Annotated in this window: 23 protein-coding genes; 13 read left to right on the forward strand and 10 right to left on the reverse strand. The window is 64.0% G+C overall.

The window, feature by feature from the left end; all coding sequences use genetic code 11:
• Positions 1 to 31: 31 nt before the first annotated feature.
• Positions 32 to 1,828 carry a ShlB/FhaC/HecB family hemolysin secretion/activation protein gene (locus XI04_RS01110; protein ID WP_038949173.1) on the reverse strand — a complete coding sequence of 599 codons (1,797 nt, stop codon included), beginning with the start codon at positions 1,826 to 1,828 and terminating at the stop codon, positions 32 to 34.
• 131 nt (positions 1,829 to 1,959) lie between these two features.
• On the opposite strand from XI04_RS01110, the gene XI04_RS01115 reads away from it, so the two are divergent.
• Positions 1,960 to 3,201, forward strand: a complete 1,242-nt coding sequence (locus XI04_RS01115) for a FecR family protein (protein ID WP_173015795.1) — start codon at positions 1,960 to 1,962, stop codon at positions 3,199 to 3,201.
• 59 nt (positions 3,202 to 3,260) lie between these two features.
• Positions 3,261 to 6,002: an EAL domain-containing protein gene (locus XI04_RS01120; RefSeq protein WP_271610035.1), complete on the forward strand. Its 2,742-nt coding sequence runs from the start codon at positions 3,261 to 3,263 to the stop codon at positions 6,000 to 6,002.
• 15 nt (positions 6,003 to 6,017) lie between these two features.
• On the opposite strand, the gene XI04_RS01125 is transcribed toward XI04_RS01120, so the two are convergent.
• A complete protein-coding gene (locus tag XI04_RS01125) occupies positions 6,018 to 6,278 on the reverse strand; it encodes a hypothetical protein (RefSeq protein WP_028142631.1) in 261 nt (86 codons plus the stop codon).
• A 260-nt stretch (positions 6,279 to 6,538) separates the two neighbouring features.
• On the opposite strand from XI04_RS01125, the gene rocF reads away from it, so the two are divergent.
• From rocF to XI04_RS01155, 6 genes are all read left to right on the forward strand, one after another.
• Positions 6,539 to 7,516: an arginase gene (rocF, locus tag XI04_RS01130; protein WP_271610034.1), complete on the forward strand. Its 978-nt coding sequence runs from the start codon at positions 6,539 to 6,541 to the stop codon at positions 7,514 to 7,516.
• A 286-nt stretch (positions 7,517 to 7,802) separates the two neighbouring features.
• Positions 7,803 to 8,141, forward strand: coding sequence for a hypothetical protein (locus XI04_RS01135; protein ID WP_028142629.1), 339 nt, complete (start codon positions 7,803 to 7,805; stop codon positions 8,139 to 8,141).
• A gap of 127 nt (positions 8,142 to 8,268) precedes the next feature.
• Positions 8,269 to 8,613, forward strand: a complete 345-nt coding sequence (locus XI04_RS01140) for a DUF1236 domain-containing protein (RefSeq protein WP_018319180.1) — start codon at positions 8,269 to 8,271, stop codon at positions 8,611 to 8,613.
• 105 nt (positions 8,614 to 8,718) lie between these two features.
• Entirely contained in the window at positions 8,719 to 9,141 is a 423-nt protein-coding gene (locus tag XI04_RS01145; RefSeq protein WP_152036332.1) for a hypothetical protein, read from the forward strand.
• 258 nt (positions 9,142 to 9,399) lie between these two features.
• The gene (locus XI04_RS01150; protein WP_028142627.1) at positions 9,400 to 9,909 is read left to right on the forward strand and encodes a PRC-barrel domain-containing protein; all 510 of its coding nucleotides are present in this window, start codon (positions 9,400 to 9,402) and stop codon (positions 9,907 to 9,909) included.
• Between the two features lie 261 nt (positions 9,910 to 10,170).
• On the forward strand, positions 10,171 to 10,455 hold the full coding sequence (locus XI04_RS01155) for a hypothetical protein (RefSeq protein ID WP_028142626.1): 285 nt from the start codon (positions 10,171 to 10,173) through the stop codon (positions 10,453 to 10,455).
• A 64-nt stretch (positions 10,456 to 10,519) separates the two neighbouring features.
• Here XI04_RS01155 and XI04_RS01160 read toward each other — a convergent pair whose 3' ends face one another.
• From XI04_RS01160 to XI04_RS01175, 4 genes are all read right to left on the reverse strand, one after another.
• Positions 10,520 to 11,806 (reverse strand): NRAMP family divalent metal transporter, encoded by a 1,287-nt coding sequence (locus tag XI04_RS01160; RefSeq protein WP_028142625.1) that lies wholly within the window; start codon positions 11,804 to 11,806, stop codon positions 10,520 to 10,522.
• Positions 11,807 to 12,059: 253 nt separating this feature from the next.
• Entirely contained in the window at positions 12,060 to 12,245 is a 186-nt protein-coding gene (locus XI04_RS01165; protein WP_028142624.1) for a hypothetical protein, read from the reverse strand.
• A gap of 236 nt (positions 12,246 to 12,481) precedes the next feature.
• The gene (locus XI04_RS01170) at positions 12,482 to 13,108 is read right to left on the reverse strand and encodes a hypothetical protein (protein WP_028142623.1); all 627 of its coding nucleotides are present in this window, start codon (positions 13,106 to 13,108) and stop codon (positions 12,482 to 12,484) included.
• Positions 13,109 to 13,133: 25 nt separating this feature from the next.
• Positions 13,134 to 13,454 carry a hypothetical protein gene (locus XI04_RS01175; protein WP_038947871.1) on the reverse strand — a complete coding sequence of 107 codons (321 nt, stop codon included), beginning with the start codon at positions 13,452 to 13,454 and terminating at the stop codon, positions 13,134 to 13,136.
• Between the two features lie 420 nt (positions 13,455 to 13,874).
• On the opposite strand from XI04_RS01175, the gene XI04_RS01180 reads away from it, so the two are divergent.
• On the forward strand, positions 13,875 to 14,096 hold the full coding sequence (locus tag XI04_RS01180) for a hypothetical protein (RefSeq protein ID WP_028142621.1): 222 nt from the start codon (positions 13,875 to 13,877) through the stop codon (positions 14,094 to 14,096).
• A 201-nt stretch (positions 14,097 to 14,297) separates the two neighbouring features.
• On the opposite strand, the gene XI04_RS01185 is transcribed toward XI04_RS01180, so the two are convergent.
• A complete protein-coding gene (locus XI04_RS01185) occupies positions 14,298 to 14,492 on the reverse strand; it encodes a hypothetical protein (RefSeq protein WP_152036334.1) in 195 nt (64 codons plus the stop codon).
• A 126-nt stretch (positions 14,493 to 14,618) separates the two neighbouring features.
• Between XI04_RS01185 and XI04_RS01190 the strand changes: the two genes are divergently transcribed.
• The 3 genes from XI04_RS01190 (at position 14,619) to XI04_RS01200 (ending at position 15,983) form a co-directional block, all read left to right on the forward strand.
• Complete coding sequence (locus XI04_RS01190) at positions 14,619 to 14,846, forward strand: hypothetical protein (RefSeq protein WP_028142620.1); 228 nt, start codon at positions 14,619 to 14,621, stop codon at positions 14,844 to 14,846.
• Between the two features lie 456 nt (positions 14,847 to 15,302).
• Complete coding sequence (locus XI04_RS01195; RefSeq protein ID WP_028142619.1) at positions 15,303 to 15,551, forward strand: hypothetical protein; 249 nt, start codon at positions 15,303 to 15,305, stop codon at positions 15,549 to 15,551.
• Between the two features lie 18 nt (positions 15,552 to 15,569).
• Positions 15,570 to 15,983: a DUF6894 family protein gene (locus XI04_RS01200; RefSeq protein ID WP_404535270.1), complete on the forward strand. Its 414-nt coding sequence runs from the start codon at positions 15,570 to 15,572 to the stop codon at positions 15,981 to 15,983.
• Here the strand turns inward: XI04_RS01200 and XI04_RS01205 are convergent.
• The 3 genes from XI04_RS01205 to XI04_RS01215 all read right to left on the reverse strand — a co-directional run bounded on the left by XI04_RS01205 (position 15,977) and on the right by XI04_RS01215 (position 17,180).
• Positions 15,977 to 16,183, reverse strand: coding sequence for a hypothetical protein (locus XI04_RS01205; RefSeq protein ID WP_028142617.1), 207 nt, complete (start codon positions 16,181 to 16,183; stop codon positions 15,977 to 15,979). The two genes, XI04_RS01200 and XI04_RS01205, sit on opposite strands and share 7 nt — an antisense overlap.
• On the reverse strand, positions 16,180 to 16,380 hold the full coding sequence (locus XI04_RS01210) for a hypothetical protein (protein WP_028142616.1): 201 nt from the start codon (positions 16,378 to 16,380) through the stop codon (positions 16,180 to 16,182). Before XI04_RS01210 ends, XI04_RS01205 begins: the two co-directional genes overlap by 4 nt.
• A 335-nt stretch (positions 16,381 to 16,715) precedes the next feature.
• Entirely contained in the window at positions 16,716 to 17,180 is a 465-nt protein-coding gene (locus XI04_RS01215) for a GNAT family N-acetyltransferase (protein ID WP_028142615.1), read from the reverse strand.
• A 170-nt stretch (positions 17,181 to 17,350) separates the two neighbouring features.
• On the opposite strand from XI04_RS01215, the gene XI04_RS01220 reads away from it, so the two are divergent.
• Positions 17,351 to 18,130 carry a DUF4261 domain-containing protein gene (locus tag XI04_RS01220; RefSeq protein WP_028142614.1) on the forward strand — a complete coding sequence of 260 codons (780 nt, stop codon included), beginning with the start codon at positions 17,351 to 17,353 and terminating at the stop codon, positions 18,128 to 18,130.
• Positions 18,131 to 18,154 lie beyond the last annotated feature (24 nt).

An 18,154-nucleotide genomic window follows, 5' to 3' on the forward strand; every position in this document is an offset into this window, starting at 1 on the left:
ATGCCAGGCTCACCGTGCGAACGACGGGTGGCTACAGACAGCCGGACTTGCCGCGTTCGGGGCAGAGCCGGAACGCGCTCGACAGGGTGAACAGGAAGCGGGGGCTGCGGCGCTCGTTGTCCGGTGCCCGGTAGCTCAAGGGCACCGCTACGCCGAGATCGGCCTGGATATCCTCTGGCAGGAAGAAGCGCACACCGGCCCCGGCCGATGCGAGCGACAGGCCGTCACTCAGGCGGTAACCGTCGTTCCAGACGGCGCCGGCGTCGCCAAAGGCGTAGAGCTGATAGCCGGTCCAGTAGCGGAAATTGAGCTTCTGGTCGAAGCGCAGTTCGAGCGAGCCGGCAAGGCCGTTGTCGCCGCTGATCTCGGCTGCGCCATAGCCCCGGCCGAAGGCCACGCCGCCGAGATAGAATTGCTGCGAGGTGAACAGTGGCCGCGATGCGGTCTGGCTCGCCGCGGAGAGCCTGAGTGACCAGGTATCGTTGAGCGTCTGGTAGCGCGTGAACCAGAGGTTCAGCACCGAGAAGTTCGAAGATGCGCCGTCGCGCGACAACAGGTCGTCGTCGAAATGCGAGGCGCCGAAGATGTCGAGGCCCTGGCGGTAGGTCAGCGTCGCAAGATTGGTGCCACCGAAGCGATCCTGCAGCCGGTAGTCGGCGGTCAGGCTCGCGGTCCTGATATGGTCGTTGTACCAGGGACCATAACGGTCGTGCTCGGACACATTGCTGAAGGTCGTCGCCGCAGTCAGCGTGAGCGTGGAGGATTGCGATTGCAGCGGGACGACGCTGGCGCGCAGCTCGAACGCCTCGGTCGTCGTGATATCGCTGTCGAGGCGGCGGGCATCGCCCGGCCGGACCGCGCTGTACAGGGCGGAAGCGCCGAGGCGCACGCCGTCGACGCCGACGGGCGTGTCGTAGGACAGCCGCGCAAAGCCGAGCTGGCGAGGATCGTTGGCAATCGTCGACAGGTTGACTGCCAGCGTGTCGCCGGGCGTGAGGTAGGAGTTGAACGCGCCGGTGGCGTAGCTCTGCCACGGGCCAACGGAAGATGATCCGAGATTGTCCAGACCGAACGAGGAGAAGGCGTGCCAGGTCTTCAAAACGACTGTGAGACGGAAGCGGCCGGTCGCGCCACCGATCTCCTCCAGCGCGGTATCGGTGATCCGGACGCCCGGCCTGCCGTTGATGAGGAAGAGCTTGCGTTCGAGTGTTGCAAGGCGCGACGGCTGCTCGGCCAGAACCGGCCCGAGCATCGGCCTTACGCCGAACTGCTCGGCGCCGTCGCCTTTCAGCTCGGCCTGTACGATGGCGCCTTCGATCACCTGGATCCGTACCCGGCCGTCGGCAATGTCCTGCGGCGGCACGATGGCCCGGCTCAGATGGAACCCCTCGGCGCGGTAGAGATCGCTGATCGCGCCGGCGATCGCGGCGAGATCCGCCTGCGAGACCTGCTTGCCGAGATAGGGCTGATAGATCGCGGCGATCCGATCTTGGGATACGGTGTGTGCGCCGCTGACGTTGACGCCGCGCAGCACGAATTGCGGTTTGGTATCGCCGCCGGTGTTGGGCTGTCCGACACCCGGAAGCCGGACCGGAGGCCGGCTCAGCGATTCCCGCTCGGTTTGGTTATCGAAATATTTCTCGGGCTGGCGCGGATCGAAACCCGGCTGGTTCGCCTGTTGTGCGAACGCCTGGGAAATTCCCGCAAAGATCGGTACCACCATCACCAACGCGGTAATGAGATGCCGCTGCTCAACGTACGTCGCGAATCTCTCTCCGTAGTTTGACGGAGACTTTGCGATGGGGCGGTAAGGGTTCGTTATCCGCATGATTTTTCATAGTTTTTTATGGTCAATGATTGGTTAATGCTGCCACTGCACGGGCCGCTTCCCGCTAATCCTCTCTTGAGTGATTTCCGGATACCCCTCAGCTCCGGCTGTAACGCGGACTGAGGATCGTGATGCTTGGCAGAATTGGAATGCGGTGTGCCCTCGTGGCGGCGCTGACCCTTGGAACGGCTTCCGCTGCGTTTACCGCGGAGGATGGCGTCTGGTCGGTCAGCAAGGCCACCGGCGAGGTGTGGGTCGCGACCGACGGCGCGCAACAGGTCTCGCTGAACCAGGAAGCGACGCTCAAGCCCGGCAATACCATCCGCACCGGACGCAACGGCCGGGTGCTGCTCGTCCGCGGCGAGGAGACCATTCTGATCTCTCCCAACTCCGTGATCGGCTTGCCCTCGGAGAAGAAGGAGGGGCTCTCGACCACCATCATCCAGCGGGCGGGATCGATCCTGCTCGAGGTCGAGAAGCGCAACGTCAAGCATTTCGAGGTCGAGACGCCCTATCTCGCCGCCGTGGTCAAGGGAACGCAGTTCAGCGTCACGGTGGGAGCTGGCAGCACCAAGGTCGGCGTGCTCCGCGGCCAGGTCGAAGTCTCCGACTTCAAGACGGGACAGATTGCCCAGGTCATGCCGGGACAAGCGGCCACCGTGTTTGAGCACGGCAAGCCTGGACTCAGCTTGAGCGGCGCGGGGACGTTCAATCCGATCGAGCATGGCAAGCCGCGCGCCTCGACGATCGAGCGTGTCCCCGTACCGAAATCGGGCCTGTCGGCGCCGCGCAATGCCGCGAGCGGCCATGCGATCCATGCGCTCGGTCCCATCGACAAGGGGGCCAAGGCGGCTGGCGTGCCGAAGCCGTCGCATCAGGCGGCTGGAGGTCATGTTTCCAAGGCCGGCGTCGTGCGCATCTCGAGCTCGCTCGGCGAAGTCAGGCTGAATGTCCACAAGGTCACGAATGGGCTCGCCCACGGCGCGGTTGCTCCCGGACAGGTGCGCAACGCGAACGCCAACGCCGGTCCTGACACGGTGTGGAGCGACGGCAAATCCAATACGCCGGCATCCAACAGCTCCGTCCAGACTGCGGCAACGACGAGCGGTGCGGCAGCTGCTGGCAGCAGCGCCTCGGCTGCGAGTGCGGCGATCGCGGCAGCGGCAGCCGGTGCATCCAGCGACAGCCCCGGCGCCAACAACGGAAACTCCGGCGGCAACGGCAATTCCGGCAACAACGGCAACGGAAATAGCGGGAACAACGGCAACGGCAACCATGGTGCCACCGGCAACGGCAGGGGCAACAACGGCAACGGCAGTGGGAACGGCGGCGGCAACGGCCATGGCAATGCCTACGGCCACAACAGGCGCTGAGGCGGTTTCCCAGGGGATGAGGGGGCGCATCCGTTGAAGCGGGTGCGCGGGAGGATCGGGTGAAACGTTATCGGCCGCATATTCTCGTCGTGATCGCGCTTGCGATCGTGCTGTCCACGGGATGGCATGGTGCGCTTCGCAACGCGCTCACTGATCTGCGGTTCAGCTGGCAATCGCGAGCGGCCAGCGGCAATGTCGTCGTGGTGGCCATCGACGCACCGTCCATCGATCAGATCGGGGTGTGGCCGTGGCCGCGCCGGCTCCACGCGGAGCTGTTGCGCAGGCTCGAGGCGGCGGGCGCGGGGGACATCGCGTTCGACGTCGATTTCAGCACGCCGTCCGATCCGGCGTCCGACGAGGCTTTCGTCAAGGCGCTCCGCGATGTCGGCGGCTCGACGATCCTGCCGTCCTTCAAGCAGCCGACGCCGAATGGCGGCACGGCGCACATCAATCGCCCCCTGAAGGGTTTCAGCAACCAGTCGTGGCCGGCCGTCGTCAACGTCGCGGTCGAACCCGACGGGCTCGTTCGTCGTTATCCGTTCGGCGAGAAGCTCGGCGATGCCTTGATGCCGTCGATGGCCGTCGTGCTGGCCGGGCAGGATGCCAACCGGCGGCCGCCCTTCCTGATCGACTTCAGCCTTCGTGCAACCTCCATTCCGAGCGTCTCCTATGTCGACGCGCTGCGCGGCGATGCCGCGACTCTCGACAAGGTGAGAGGCAAGAAGATCATCGTCGGCGCCACCGCGCTCGAGCTCGGTGACCGGTTCAGCGTTCCCAACGGCAGGATCGTCTCGGGGCCGGTCCTCCAGGCGCTGGCCGCAGAATCGATCCTCCAGGGCCGGATGCTGCACTGGACATCCGATATCGGCATGATCCTGGGTCTGGGCGCGATCTGCCTGCTGATGATGTATGCGTGGCGTCGCCTCGCGCCAGGAATTCGCGTCGCGGTCCTGATCGCCTCCGGGTTGGCTATCGAGCTGGTCGCGGCCCTCGTGCAGGCAAGATGGCCCCTCGTCATCGACACATCGCTATTTCACATCGCGATCGTCGCCTATCTTGCCGCGATTGCGCTGGACGAAATCGATTTCCGTAGTCTCCTGGGACGCATCGCCGAGAGCCGCTTTCACCGCATCGCGATGTCGCTTGGCGATGGTCTCGTCTGCACCGACGAGGATCACCGGATCACGGTCTGGAATCCCGGCGCGAGCACGATCTTCGGGTACGCGCCGGCGGAGATGATCGGCCGTCCGTTCGAAACGCTATGCGCCGTGCCGGTGGACGGCGATGCAAGGCCATCCATGCACGACGCCGCGCGCCAGGCGCTGCTGGTTCCGGGCGGGGCGGTCGTCGTCGAGTTCGAGGGCCGGCGCAAGAATGGCGAAACCTTCGCCGTCGAGGCGAGCTTCTCGGGCTGGCAGGGAACGGACGGCTTCCAGTACGGCGCGATCCTGCGCGACATCTCGGTCCGCAAGCGGGAAGCCGAACGCGTCAAATATCTTGCCGAACACGACGCACTGACCGGTCTTGCCAATCGCAACACGCTGCATGCCGGACTGGCCGGCATGATTGCGAATGCAGAGCGACGGCCTCGCGAAGTCGCGTTGCTCGTCATCGGGCTCGACGGCTTCCAGGGCATCAACGATACGTTGGGGCATTCGGCGGGAGATCTGGTGCTGCAGGCGGTCGCCATTCGCCTGGAGGGTCAGGCCGGAGGTCGGGCGATCGTCGCCCGGCTCGGCGGAGATGAATTCGCCATTGTGCGCGAAGCCGCAGATGGCGGTGAGCCGATCGCGAAGTTCGCCGAGCGGATCGCGCGTGCATTCGAAACGCCGCTTGCGACGGGCACGCGCCAGCATCGTGTCAGGATCAGCATCGGCGTCGCGGTCTACGGCGAAGGCGGACAGAGCGCCGACGAACTCCTCAGCAATGCTCATCTGGCGTTGAGCAAGGCCAAGATGACGCGGCGCGGCAGCCATGTGATCTTCGAGGCTGCGATCAGGCAGGAGCTGGAGAACCGGCTGACGCTGGAGAGCGAGTTGGCGCTTGCGGCGGATCGCGGCGAGTTCGAACTGTTCTACCAGCCCCAGGTTCGTCTGATCGACGGCAGCCTTATCGGGGCCGAAGCGCTGATCCGTTGGCGGCATCCGGTGCGTGGCTACGTCTCGCCCGGAGAATTCATGCCGGTGGTCAACACCTCGGCATTGTCAGAGCGGATCGCGAACTGGGTGATGGAGACCGCCTGCCGTCAGGCGCGTGACTGGGAACTATCCGGCAACGGCGTGCGTGTTGCGATCAACCTGTCGCCCTCGCAGCTTCACTCCGGCGATCTCGCGCATTCGGTTGCGGCGTTGCTCGAAGCGACGGGGCTTACCCCGTCACTGCTCGAAATCGAGGTGACCGAAGACATCCTGATCCAGGACGAACGCCGCGTGCTCGACATGTTCAAGCGAATTCAGGAGCTCGGGGTGCGCGTCCTGTTCGACGATTTCGGCACCGGTTATGCGAGCCTCAGCTATCTGAAGAAGTTTCCGCTCGACGGGCTCAAGATCGACCGCTCGTTCGTGCTCGATCTGCTCGCCGATTCCGACGATGCCGCGATCGTCGGTTCGACCATCGGCCTCAGCAAGCAGCTCGGCCTCACGGTCGTGGCGGAAGGCATCGAGAACCGCGCGACTGCCGACTTCCTGGTCAGCATGGGATGCGCGGAAGGACAGGGTTATTTCTTCGGCCGTCCGATGCCTGCCGAGGCGTTCGAGAAGCAATTCCTGGCAACCGAACTCGACGCGGCCAGCGCTGCCTGAGCAGGCGGCTTCGTTCTACCGCCGGCGCGCGACCGCGACGCCAAAGAGGAAAGCGACGAACAGGCTCGCAAGCGGTGCTTCGCGCGTGATCGCGGCGACTGTCGCGAGTGCCCCGCCGGGCTTGCGCGATTCCTCGACCGCGGAGGTCAGACGGTCGACCGCTGCGTGCAGGCCTCCCGCGACTTCGCCTACCGTGCGGGAGACGTCCGCCGCGGTATCGATGGCACGTTCGGCCATGCCGGGTTGCGAGGTGGATTCCGGTATCTCCGTGCTCAACTGCGCGACCTCCAGACCTGACGATGGGCCGCACCTTTGGCTATCCGCGCGAGCGCTCGTTCTGAACAGCGGGTCTTGATGACCTTTGGCTATCCGCGACAGGCGCCGTGGTTTACGGCGGGTGCCGGCCTTGGATGGGCAATTCAGCGCGCGGGATTTTGTTCCGAACGATAGGACGTCCACGGCGGACCTACCCCGGGAAACGACGGGTGCGAATCTCTGTTAGGCTGGCGGTGGCTCGTTGATGTCAGGAGACAGCCGTGACCGATCGGACCGTGACGGAACGAGGCCGGCGCATCGCCTTGCTCGGCGCTCCCATCGACATGGGGGCTTCGCAGCGCGGCACCTTGATGGGCCCCGCGGCGCTGCGCACCGCAGGCCTTGCGACACTGCTCGAAAGCCTGGATTTCGAGGTCGTCGACTACGGCGATCTTTCCGTGGCCGAAGTCGGGGACCTCACCGACAGGCCGCCGGAAAGGGCCAATCACTACCGCGAGATCCAGCGCTGGACGCGCGTTCTGAGCCAACGAGGCCATGAGATCGCGAGAACCGGCGCGCTGCCGATCTTTCTCGGCGGCGATCACACACTGTCCATGGGTTCGGTCAATGCCATGGCGCGTCATTGGCAGGAGCGTGGACGCGAGCTGTTCGTGCTCTGGCTCGATGCCCATGCCGACTACAACACGCCGCAGACGACGATCACGGCGAACATGCACGGCATGTCGGCCGCGTTCCTGTGTGGTGAGCCCGGCCTCGAGGGCCTGCTCGGCGACGATCCGCGCGCTTCGATCACCCCTGACAGGCTCGATTTGTTCGGTGCGCGCTCGATCGACAAGCTCGAGAACGAATTGATGCGCGCGCGCCGGATCAGGGTCGTCGACATGCGTCAGATCGACGAGTTCGGCGTCGCCGTCTTGATCCGGCGCGTCATCGAGCGGGTCAAGGCGAGCAACGGCGTGCTGCATGTCAGCTTCGACGTCGATTTCCTCGACCCGTGCGTGGCGCCGGGCGTCGGCACCACGGTGCCGGGTGGAGCGACCTATCGCGAGGCACACCTGATCATGGAGCTGTTGCACGATTCCGGCGTGGTGGGATCGGTCGACATCGTCGAACTCAATCCGTTCCTGGACGAGCGCGGCCGGACCGCGCGCACGGCGGTCGAACTGATCGGCAGCCTGTTCGGCCAGCAGATCACCGACCGACCGACGCCGAGCAACGCGATCGCTCCGGGCGAGTGATGCCGTCGCCTTCAAAATTAGGCAGGAACATTCCCTCGGTTGCCAAGTTTTCCCGATGCCCTTCCCCAAGGGCGACCCCGTATGGCCTCAGCTCGAACGCCCCCGATATCCCCGCGAGCTGGGGCCTTTTTTCTGCTCCGGCAGATTGGATATCGATGGTGCACGCAGGTCTCTCTCGTTCGGGGCGCTTCAGTATGTTCGTCAGAGAGATCGGCTGGTGACCCGGCCGGAACTTTGCCGACATAACACCGTTCCCGATGTGCGGGCGCGAACGTAGGCGGACACCATGAAATGGATGCTTGTGGTCCTCGTGGGTGGCGTCGCCCCCGTCAATACCGATCTCGTATTCGACAAGTTCAGTGACTGCCTGTCCGCCGAAGCGCAAATGCGACAGCACTACTCCGATGCGTTCGATGCCTGGGACCGTGTGGCCGCCGCAAGAATCGACCGGCGTAGCGACTACAGGAAGGCCCGCGATCTCGAGGCGAAAAAACTGCTGAGCAACGTGGGCACCTGTGTGCCACACGGCGGGGGAGATTCTGTTGCGCCGGCGGAGCAGCCCAAGCCGCCCGCCGCACCTTCGCAGCAACCCGCTGCGCCGCCGCAGCCGACACCGCGACCTTAGCGAACGCCGCGCGGGCCCTTCGGCCAAATTGGGTCCTGCGACGTCGGGAAAAAGTGGCAACATCTTTGGAACCTTGTCATCGGTCCCTGGGTTCTCGCAAGCCGCATCCTGCGGTGAGGAGATACCCATGAAGAAGCTGATGCTGACGTGCGCGGCTGCTGCGCTGATCTCGACCGGCGCGCTGGCGCAGTCGACCGTCGTCACCACCACCGGCACCGGCCATGCCGCCGCCGTGCAGATCGAGCCGGAATACCGCACAAAGATTCGTACCTACGTGACCGAACACAAGGTGCGCCCGGTGCAGACCCGAGAGAAAATCGTGGTCGGCCAGCCGGTGCCGCGCGAGGTCGAGCTCGAGGCCGTGCCCGCCGATTGGGGCCCCTCGCTCACCAGGTACCGTTACGTCTACTCGGGCGAACGCGTGATGCTGGTCGATCCGTCGACGCGCACGGTCGTCCAAGAGATCGACTAAGTCCCGGGAGGCGGGTCGCTGAGCAGGCGGCCCGCCTCCCGCCAGCCCGGCCCCGCCCAATACCTCACCCTTATTCTTGTTTCTTATTCTTGTTTGCGAGCGGTCATGCCGATCATTCGATATTTCGTCTTCGTCGGCGGGCTCCTGCTGACCTTGCTGTTCGCTGCCGACCGGTACTTGCCGGCTCCCGGCGAGCCTGCAGCGATGGCAGATCCTGACAGAACCATCATCCGGATCACGTCGGCAAGAAGATTACCGGAGAAGATCGTATTCGATACGCGTCTGAGCGCCGATGTGCCGAAGATCGCCCAGGCCGATCCAACTCCTGAAGAACCTCGGCAGCAAATGCGTGAAGCCATGGCCGCCATGCCTGCAGCACCGTTCGACCAGATTAAGAAAGAACCGCCCGCGCGAATCTCCGCAGAGGCCCGTTCGCATCCGAAGCGCTCGGCCAAATCATCGAAAAGGGCATCCGAGCGACGGCTTGCCTTCGAGCGGCACGACCCGTTGTCCGGCGGATGGTGGTGAGCGGAAAACTTCGCAAGTGATGTAAAGGAAAAGGCCGCGCCCATAATGGCGGTGGTGCCGATGCCAGTGGCGCCGAACGACCGGATAAGATCCGCCGTAATAGGCGTAGGCGGGGCGCGCGATGCGGCGATAGCGATAGCCGCAGGAAACAGGCGCTGTGAGCCGCCGCCCCAGTGCCCAACCGGGAACAAGTGGAACATTCACGCGTTGGCGGGCGGGCATCCCATCTGGATGCTGGTTCACTGGAGGAGACGATCGATGAAGACAATTTTTGCCGCAGCTCTGATCACCAGCACGCTGATCAGCGGCGCTGCGTTGGCGCAATCCACCCCGCCTGCTGACCGAGCGGCTCCTGCTGCTACCGCACAGCCGGCCGATAAGATGATGCTGAAGGACAATTGGCGCGCTTCGAAGCTCATGGGCCTGAACGTCTACAACGAAGCCAACGAGAAGCTCGGCGACATCAACGAACTGCTCGTCGACAAGAGCGGCAAGATCAACGCGGTGGTGATCGGCATCGGCGGCTTCCTGGGAATGGGCGAGCACGACATCGCCGTCTCGATGGACAAGCTGAAGTTCGTGGAAGAGCCTGTGCGGACCAGCTCGACCAGCACTTCGACCACCTCCCGCGAGACGACGACCGGCGCGGCTTCGACCAACGCCACGACCCGCAACACCAATGATTGGGTCCCCGATCACGCCGTCATGAGCGGAAACAAGGAGCAGTTGAAGGCGCTCCCGCAGTTCAAATATTCGGACTACAACTGACAGGACGAAACGTTATCGAGATCGAGGGCCTCCATTTGGAGGCCCTTTTCATGCCGACCCACACCGGAGCCGCTTGCAGCGGTGCTTCACACTCAGCCAAAGCTATTCACTCGGTTCGGCAATGCGGTGCCGGGCCGGGTCGATTTCCCGACCGCAGGATCGTGGCCTCTGCAGGCTGGAACCGCCCGTCCCGAAGGAGGCGGGGAACCGGGAGGGGCGCCATTGAATTAACCCTGCATGAGGACAACAGCGGATCTTTCGATGACAAACACTCGTTTCGCGAGCTCCATCTCTGCCGCCCTCCGCCATCCCGGTGTGATCGCGCTGATCGTGGCTGGCGTGACGATTGCGGCAATGCTGATTGTCGATCACGGCCCCTGGAGCCGCGCCAAGACCCAGCCGGCCCATATTGCGATGTATGCGACCACGGGAGAAGCGGCACGGGCCGCCGGTGCCGCGGTGCTCCCGACCAACCCGAAATCACCGATCGAGCCGTCACGGCCGGGACCCAAGACGTCGCCGACCGTCAACCCCGTGACGCCGTAGCTTCGCTGCTCACGATGAGTGGAGCCGCCTCGCAGATCTCGGCGGCGTTGTCGCCGCTCTAACCTCAGCCGATCACCGACGAGCCGAGCAAGGCGAGCACGGCCAGCGCCATCAGCGCGGTGCCGAGCCAGCCCAGCGCGATCAGCCATGACCGGGCCCTGAAGCGGCCCATGATCGCGCGGCTCGAAACGATCAGCATCATCATCGCCATGATGGGCACAGCGACGATGCCGTTCAGCACTGCGCTCCACACCAGCATGTGGATGGAGTCGATGCCCGTGAAGCCGAGGCCGAAGCCGATGATGGTTGCCGCGGCGATGATGGTGTAGAAGCCGGCGGCTTCGTCGGGCTTGGCCTCCAGCGTGGCACGCCAGCCGAAGATCTCCGCGACGCCGTAGGCGGCCGAGCCCGCCAGCACCGGGATCGCGAGCAGGCCCGTGCCGATGATGCCGATCGCGAACAGCGCGAAGGTGAAATCGCCGGCCAGCGGCCGCAGCGCTTCGGCCGCCTCCGTTGCCGAATTGATCTTGGTGACGCCGTTGGCATGCAGGACCGACGCGGTGGTGAGGATGATGAAGAAGGCGATGCCGTTGGACAGCAGCATGCCCGACAAGGTGTCGATCTTGATGCGGTCGAGCTCGTGGGTGCCTCCGCGCTTGAGCTCGCGCAGCGGCTTGTCGCGCTCGCCCTGATTCATCTCCTCGACCTCCTGCGAGGCCTGCCAGAAGAACAGATAGGGGCTGATGGTGGTGCCGAGCACGGCCACGACCATCATCAGATAATCGGCGCTGACATCGGCCTTGGGCCACACCGCGGCGAGCAGCGCCGTGCTCCACGGGATCTTGACGGTGAAGGCGGTCGCGACATAGGCGAACAGCGCCAAGGTGAGGAATTTCAGCACCGGCGAATAGCGGCGATAGGGCAGGAACACCTGGAGCAGGGTCGAGCCCGCCGCGAAGATCAGCGCGTGCTCGTGGTTGAGGCCGCCGATGACGAGCGAGAGCGCCTCGGCCATCGCGGCGATGTCGGCGGCGATGTTGAACGTGTTGGCGGCAACGAGCATGGCGACCAGGCTCAGCACCGCCCAGCGCGGCGCGAGCTTCATGACGTTGGCGGCAAGTCCCTTGCCGGTGACCCGGCCGATCTGCGCGCTGACGAGCTGGATCGCGATCATGAACGGTGTGGTCAGAAATACCGTCCATAGCAGCCCGTAGCCGAATTGCGCGCCGGCTTGCGAATAGGTGGCGATGCCCGAGGGATCGTCGTCGGCAGCTCCGGTGATGAGGCCCGGCCCCAGCCTTTGCAGCAACGTCGGCGCGGATTTCGTCGGCGTGAGAGCGCGGTCGCTCATGAACGGGGTCCTCGTCGGGGCAGATGCTTTCACAGCAAATGCTAATCAGGGAACGAAAGTTCCTCGCCGCGCAGGCGTCCTATCTATTTCTGATAATGCTAAATCGACTTGACTGTCGGGCAAAACAGGTGTAGATTGCCATCATCGCAAAAATTCCCGCAGCCCAAATTCTCGCAAGCTCAAGTCAGCCCGCGAGGCTGCTTGCCGCCGGCGGCGGGCCTTTGAACGTCGGGGATGAAGGAAGTCGGCCGCGCTACTTGACGCTGACGAACATGCCCCAGGCGGCGGCCAGTGCGGCGCCGGAAAAGACGATCAGCGGATTATCGCAGAATGCGCTGCCATAGCTGCACATGGTGACGCCGAACGAGCCGATCTCGTGATGGCTCGCGGAGTAGAACAATCCCGACAGTACCAGCAATGCAGCGGCGACGTAGTACATGGCAATCTCTCCGACGCTTTCCCGATTGCATTCGCGCAAGCACATGTCCCAGCATGGCGCGAAGAGATTTCATTTCGCCAAATCCGCTTTGCTGCATTTGAGTTAAAGTTTGATCTGTCGGGCAAAGCATCCGCAGGATGAGAGAATCGGGACGTGATAGCGCTGCGCTGACGGCGCATTCCCATCAAAAAAGGCCCCGCGTCGCGGAGCCTTTGTCGTGGCGGGTGTGGGATGGCCTATCGCCGCGTGCCCACGCCGTAGAGCTCGCGCTCGCGGCCGATGTCCTCGGGAGACAATGGCGGGCTTGCGGCATCGAAGTCGCTCCAGCCGGCTTTCTGCCAGGCCGCGCTGCGATCCTGCAGGTTCACTGACTTCTCGTGGAGAAGCGCATCGAGGCGCGCGCGGTCCTGGTCGGGCACCCTCGCGGACACCAGCGTGCCGCCGCGGCGAATGCCCTCGGCATAACGCGAGGCATCTTCCTTGGAGACGCCGGCCTGCGTCAGGGCGCCGACGATGCCGCCGGTGGCCGCGCCGGCAGCGGCGCCGACGGCGGTCGAGGCGAGCCAGCCCGCCGCGACGACCGGTCCGAGGCCGGGGATCGCCAGCAGGCCGAGGCCTGCGAGCAGGCCCGCCGCGCCGCCGAGGCCGGCGCCGATGCCGGCTCCGGTCCCGGCGCCTTCAGCGCGATCGTCGACGCCGTCGCGATCACGGTCGACCTTACCGGACCGCGAGCCGTACCAATTGTCCGAATTGTTGGCGACGATGCTGATATCGGAATGCGCCACGCCGGCGCCTTCGAGCCGGGTCACGGCGCGTTCGGCATCGGAGTAATTGTCGTAAAGGCGTGAGATGGTGACGGTCATTGTGAGGTCTCCTGGTGATTGCTTGTTACTTGGTGGGGTTCACGTTGCCCTGGAAGTCCAGGCTGACGTCGGTTTTGGTGCCGGCCTTGTCGGCCTTGCCGCGCCAGACGCCCTCGTTGTCCTTTTGCAGGCCGGAGACGTTGGAATATCCCGCTTCTTCGATCTTCGATTTTGCCTGTCCCTCGGTGAAGCTGTTGCGGCCGGCGACCGGCTTGTTCGAGTTGTTCTGGTCCGAGCTGTTGACGGCGTTGTTGCCCGGCCCGCTCTGAGCAGGCTGTGACTGCGCGCCAGCGGGTACCGCTCCGAGCAGCAACATGGTCGTGGCAAGTAGAGTGAGACGTCGCATTTTTTTGTCCTCCAGCAGGTGAATGTGCCGGCGACAACAAGTGAGATTCGAATTGGTTGCTTACGTTTGAAGCTGCCGAGTGCCGCAGCCTGTCTCGCGCCAAAACGCGCGGGTGCATCGAACCAGTTAGGAACGTCTGCCGGTTTGTCCCGTTTATGCGCGCCTTGCGGATGCCGTTGGCAGATTTATTCCAGCCGACGCATCAATTGATACGGCACGAAGGCGCGAGGGGCGGATGATGGCCGGAGCGCGCGCGTTGAGTTGGCGCGCTGGCGGCCCCGGCATTTTCGCTCCCCACGTCCAGCCCCGGAGGTGCCTGGGGTCGCTCCCGTGCTGCTCGGCTGGTTTTTCGATTTCGGAACTTCAACTGCGCCGGTCCATTGTCGCCGGAATCATTGAACAGGCGAGACAGCTCCCATCATGCAATCCCGCTACCCGCTGTTGAAGAAATGGACGGCGCAAGACCACGAGCGATTGAAGGCATTGGCCGCAGCAGGCCGGCGGCCGGACGAGATTGCGAGCGAGCTCGATCGAAGCGAAGCGGCGGTGAGGGTGCGTGCCTGGCAGCACGGCATCGCCTTGCGGCTTGTCATTCAGAGGCGCAAGCCGTTGAAAACGGCTGGTTCGAAGGCCCGCATGTGAGCGAGGCGATCTACCCGGATGCGTCGAAGCTCAGGATCCACTCACGACGCCGCCCTGCGCAAGATAGGAGATGACCGTGCCGTCCGCGGACGGCTGGAAGTTGTCGAGGGTTGCTTCCGAGACGGTCGAGCATCGCGTTGTCGCAGGCTCGTCGCGCGTGCCGAACAACGGCACGCGGAAGTCATTGGGAAAGCGGCCGCGTCACTTCGACGATGGTGCGTCGGCTTGCGTCCTGGCGGGCTCCCAAGGCGCGGGAAGGATGACGCGGATCGGACGCGCTTCAGTGGTGCCTTGACCAGCGGGCCGGGCTTGCTCCCTGGCAGGCTCGGCCGAAGCCACGGACAGCAGTGCGACCAGCATGGCCAGCGAGGTCGTCACAAGTCTCACATCCAGCATCGAAGCCTCCGTTTCCGCGTCAACGCAGCCTGCGGGACTTGGTTCAGACGAATTCGGGAACAAGTGGTAATTTTGTAGGTTTGAAGAAGACAGATCCGGATGACCGGACTGCTGGAGGAGGACACGATGAACATCAAGACCATCATTGCCGCTGCCCTGTTGACGTCATTTGCGGCTCCCGCGTTCGCGCAGTCGTTCTACGTGGTGCAGGACGTCAAGACCAAGAAGTGCACGATCACCGAAGCGAAGCCGACGAGCACGGAAACCACCGTCGTCAGCGGCGACACCGTGTACAAGACCAGGACTGAAGCCGAGGCCGGCATGAAGACCGTCAAGGTCTGCACGTCGAACTGAGGAGAAGGACAGATGCCTGTACTTCTGCTTTGGGCCGTCCCTGCCGTGATCGTGATCGGTGGCGGCGTTTATCTGATTGGCCACATGCACTGAACCTTGATGCCGAGGGTGCCTGGCGCGCCCACGGCCCCTCTTGCGAGTGAAGTTGCGCAAGCGTCAAGCAAAGCCCGCGTGGAGCGATCCGCGCGGGCTGATTGTATATGAACCGCTCTCCGAGAGCCCCCGACCCGACGAGAGCCCCCGACCCGACGAAACACGGCTGAAACATTGCTGAAACCAGATCGTCCTGAACTCCGCGCCCGCTCGTGCCGACCAACGGAGCGAAGAGGAGAGACAATCATGATCCAGATCGGTTCGAAGGAAGAAGTCGCGTTCCTGCTGGCGCTGTTCGGCACCCACACCCAGCCGGTGAAGCGGCCGAAGCCGAAATCGCAGCAAAGGTGAGAGGCTGAACCCATGCCAGGTTTGGCCGAATGCCAGAGCCTGCTCAGGCTACTGATCGCCAGGGGCGATCCCAAGTCCATCCCGCTCGCCAAAGGCGCCATCGATCAGTATCTGAACACGGCGCCGCTCAGCGCCCGCGGCCGCGGCCTGCGCGTGCTCCAGCGCGACGCACTCGACCAGCACGATGTGGCGGTCGGCGTGCAGCGCTCGTTCGCCGAGACGGTGGATGCCTATATCGAGCACAAGCTTGCGGAGGAGTAGGGCGCTGCGCACGCAGGCATGATCCGTGTCCTGCCGGATCGAACCTTGCCAGCTTCCCTTGGCAGCGTCCCTTTGTTCCCGGAACCCGTTGGTCCCCAGCGAATTCTCGTCTTATTGGAAACCTTTGCCGTTCTCGGGCCTAATACGGCAAAGGATGCAACAATGCCGCGTTACTACTTCGACCTTCGCGACGACAACGGAATTGCCCTCGACGAGGAGGGGCTGGAATTGGCAAGCCCGCGCGCCGTTCGGGCCGAGGCCGCCAAGTCGCTTGCCGACATGGCACGCGATGCCGTCCTCTCGGCGCCGCCCACGGGCGGCAGGCAGACGATGGCGATCGACGTTCGCGACGCCAGCGGCCCCGTCATGCAGCTGACATTCTGGTTCGAGATCGAGACTCCGGCATCGCGATCGCAATCAGGCGATCATTGACGCGTCAACGACCTCGGCAGCGACTCTTCGGGATCCAGCACGGCGATCTTCCGGCCAAGCTGCCATACCTCGACCTTGCCGTGGCGTGTGAACTGCCGCGCGAAGCTGAGGGCGGAGGAATCCGACGGCGCCTCGAACGCTTCGGCGGAGCGGAAGATTCCGTTCTCGCCGATCAGATAAGCGCGATATTGCTGCATCATGTCGGTGCCCTCAGGCCGGGGGAGCGCAGCCAGGCCTCGATCTGCATGGCCGTTTCGTCCTGCCGGGCCCGGCGCAGCAGCATTTCGCGGCGGCGCCCCGGCGAGAGCGCGCGCGCTTCCTCGCGACAGCGCGTGGCTTCGTCGGCGAGTCTTTCGGTGAGAGTCTTGGTCTGTTTGAAACGACGGCGCGTCAGCATGGCGCTTCTCCCTGTTCGAGGAGGCGGGAGCGCGACTTGGCGTTCTCATCACCGATAAATGCCAAGGGCCTCGCGATGATGAGTGACCCTACGCCGCCGTCGGCGCCGAGTCTGTATCATTTGGTACGCTCGCAAATTAAATTTTCGGGAGAAAATTCAGACGCTTGAGCCACTTACTCAATTTGAGTGCGACACGAAACCCAGGTTCACTTTCGGACCAAAGCCGCCCCTCGGGTCGTTGCAAGACACCACCAAGGCTTGTTTCAAGGCTTTGTCTCAAGAAGCGCCTCCGAAGGAGCCGGCTGATGCGTTGCGGCGTGGCGTCCGCGCGCGGCTCAGGCGCGAAGCGCAAGGTGCAGGAATTGGTTGAAGGCGCTCGCCTGGTAATCGGCGAACGCCTCGCCGTTGACGAAGCCTCGCTTGCGGTACAGCGCCAGCGCCGGCTCGAACGCCGGGCCGCTTCCGGTCTCCAGGCTCAGCCGGGTCAGCCCGCGCGCCTCGGCCTCGCGCACGATGTGGTCCAGCAGCAGCGCCGCGACGCCGCGGCGCAGATGATGGGGGTGGGTCCGCATCGACTTCACCTCGGCGCCGCCGTCGCCCAGCTCTTTCAGCGCGCCGATCCCGACGACGTCGTCGCCCTCGCGCACCGACCACACGGTGACATCAGGCACCTGCAGCCCCGACAGGTCGAGCGCGAACACATGGCCCGGCGGCGAGTTCGCATGCATGCCGGCGAGATGCAGCGCGAGCAGGCGGCGGGTCGGTTCAGAGGTGAGATCGTCGGGGTGGATTGAGAACATGGGGGACCGTTTGGGAGCTATGTCGGCACTCGGATTGCGCCCGCACAATATGAAGCACAGAAGCGCTGGTTGACAACGTTCCCGTTTTGTTCTAAATTTCAAAATACTTCAACTGTTGGGCGAGCTAGGCAGAGGATCGCATCTCATCCAAAAATTTCCGCGGGTCGTCGATGAGTAGCTCCCTTCTCGCTTTGGTCTTATTGAATAATCCGGTGACGCCGGACATGTCAGCGGTTGCAAAGGTCCTTCACGCCCGACATCCGGAGTTGGCAACGGAGACGATGGACGACGGGCGTGCTCAGCAGGCTCAAGCAGACTCGCCGCTCATTCGCTGCGGCAACGAGCTCGTCGCCGTCATGTCGATGCCGGCGCCCATCCCGGACGACGAGGGACTTTGGGCGCGCGCCGCCACGACATGGCCGGAGAGCAAGGCGGTGGCCCTCCGGCATCGAGGTCATGTGATCGTATCGATGCTCGGTAAGAGCGAACAGCCGCTGGTCGCCGCGCGCATCACGACCGCTGTCATCGGTGCGTTGATTGCGACGATGCCTGAGTGTTGCGGCGTGGTCTGGGCGGGCCGGGTCGCGCGGCCTGCCGATCTCTGGCGCGAAACGTCTCGCGATTCATTCGCACCATATCCTAATTACCCCTTTAGGCTATGGGTCGACATTCTTCCGTTCCGGACAGGCGCGAAGATCGCCGCGGTCACGATGGGACTGTCCGCCTTCGTCGGTCGTGAGATCGAGTTCGTGACCGGCAAGCTCACGCTTTCGGCGTTGTTCGACAAGGTGGCTGGGCTTGCCGTGTATCTGATCGAGCATGGCAGCGTGGTGAAGGACGGCGACACGATCGGCGCAAGTGCGAGCGAACGGATCCAGGTGCGTCACAGGAATTCCGACGCGTTTGGCGGGCTGCCGGTGTTTTACTGTGTGGATGAGTTCAAGCACTGATGTAGATGAGCGACTTACCATCGG

It is taken from the genome of Bradyrhizobium sp. CCBAU 11430 (assembly GCF_028128855.1).
In the GTDB taxonomy this organism is placed as follows: domain Bacteria; phylum Pseudomonadota; class Alphaproteobacteria; order Rhizobiales; family Xanthobacteraceae; genus Bradyrhizobium; species Bradyrhizobium ottawaense.

Bases quoted from the DNA above. Each gene is read 5' to 3' on its own strand.
- XI04_RS01110 (WP_038949173.1), bottom strand. From the start codon at position 1,828: ATGCGGATAACGAACCCTTACCGCCCCATCGCAAAGTCTCCGTCAAAC.
- XI04_RS01115 (WP_173015795.1), top strand. From the start codon at position 1,960: ATGCTTGGCAGAATTGGAATGCGGTGTGCCCTCGTGGCGGCGCTGACC.
- XI04_RS01135 (WP_028142629.1), top strand. From the start codon at position 7,803: ATGAAATGGATGCTTGTGGTCCTCGTGGGTGGCGTCGCCCCCGTCAAT.
- XI04_RS01140 (WP_018319180.1), top strand. From the start codon at position 8,269: ATGAAGAAGCTGATGCTGACGTGCGCGGCTGCTGCGCTGATCTCGACC.
- XI04_RS01145 (WP_152036332.1), top strand. From the start codon at position 8,719: ATGCCGATCATTCGATATTTCGTCTTCGTCGGCGGGCTCCTGCTGACC.
- XI04_RS01150 (WP_028142627.1), top strand. From the start codon at position 9,400: ATGAAGACAATTTTTGCCGCAGCTCTGATCACCAGCACGCTGATCAGC.
- XI04_RS01155 (WP_028142626.1), top strand. From the start codon at position 10,171: ATGACAAACACTCGTTTCGCGAGCTCCATCTCTGCCGCCCTCCGCCAT.
- XI04_RS01160 (WP_028142625.1), bottom strand. From the start codon at position 11,806: ATGAGCGACCGCGCTCTCACGCCGACGAAATCCGCGCCGACGTTGCTG.
- XI04_RS01165 (WP_028142624.1), bottom strand. From the start codon at position 12,245: ATGTACTACGTCGCCGCTGCATTGCTGGTACTGTCGGGATTGTTCTAC.
- XI04_RS01170 (WP_028142623.1), bottom strand. From the start codon at position 13,108: ATGACCGTCACCATCTCACGCCTTTACGACAATTACTCCGATGCCGAA.
- XI04_RS01175 (WP_038947871.1), bottom strand. From the start codon at position 13,454: ATGCGACGTCTCACTCTACTTGCCACGACCATGTTGCTGCTCGGAGCG.
- XI04_RS01180 (WP_028142621.1), top strand. From the start codon at position 13,875: ATGCAATCCCGCTACCCGCTGTTGAAGAAATGGACGGCGCAAGACCAC.
- XI04_RS01185 (WP_152036334.1), bottom strand. From the start codon at position 14,492: ATGCTGGATGTGAGACTTGTGACGACCTCGCTGGCCATGCTGGTCGCA.
- XI04_RS01190 (WP_028142620.1), top strand. From the start codon at position 14,619: ATGAACATCAAGACCATCATTGCCGCTGCCCTGTTGACGTCATTTGCG.
- XI04_RS01195 (WP_028142619.1), top strand. From the start codon at position 15,303: ATGCCAGGTTTGGCCGAATGCCAGAGCCTGCTCAGGCTACTGATCGCC.
- XI04_RS01200 (WP_404535270.1), top strand. From the start codon at position 15,570: ATGATCCGTGTCCTGCCGGATCGAACCTTGCCAGCTTCCCTTGGCAGC.
- XI04_RS01205 (WP_028142617.1), bottom strand. From the start codon at position 16,183: ATGATGCAGCAATATCGCGCTTATCTGATCGGCGAGAACGGAATCTTC.
- XI04_RS01210 (WP_028142616.1), bottom strand. From the start codon at position 16,380: ATGCTGACGCGCCGTCGTTTCAAACAGACCAAGACTCTCACCGAAAGA.
- XI04_RS01215 (WP_028142615.1), bottom strand. From the start codon at position 17,180: ATGTTCTCAATCCACCCCGACGATCTCACCTCTGAACCGACCCGCCGC.
- XI04_RS01220 (WP_028142614.1), top strand. From the start codon at position 17,351: ATGAGTAGCTCCCTTCTCGCTTTGGTCTTATTGAATAATCCGGTGACG.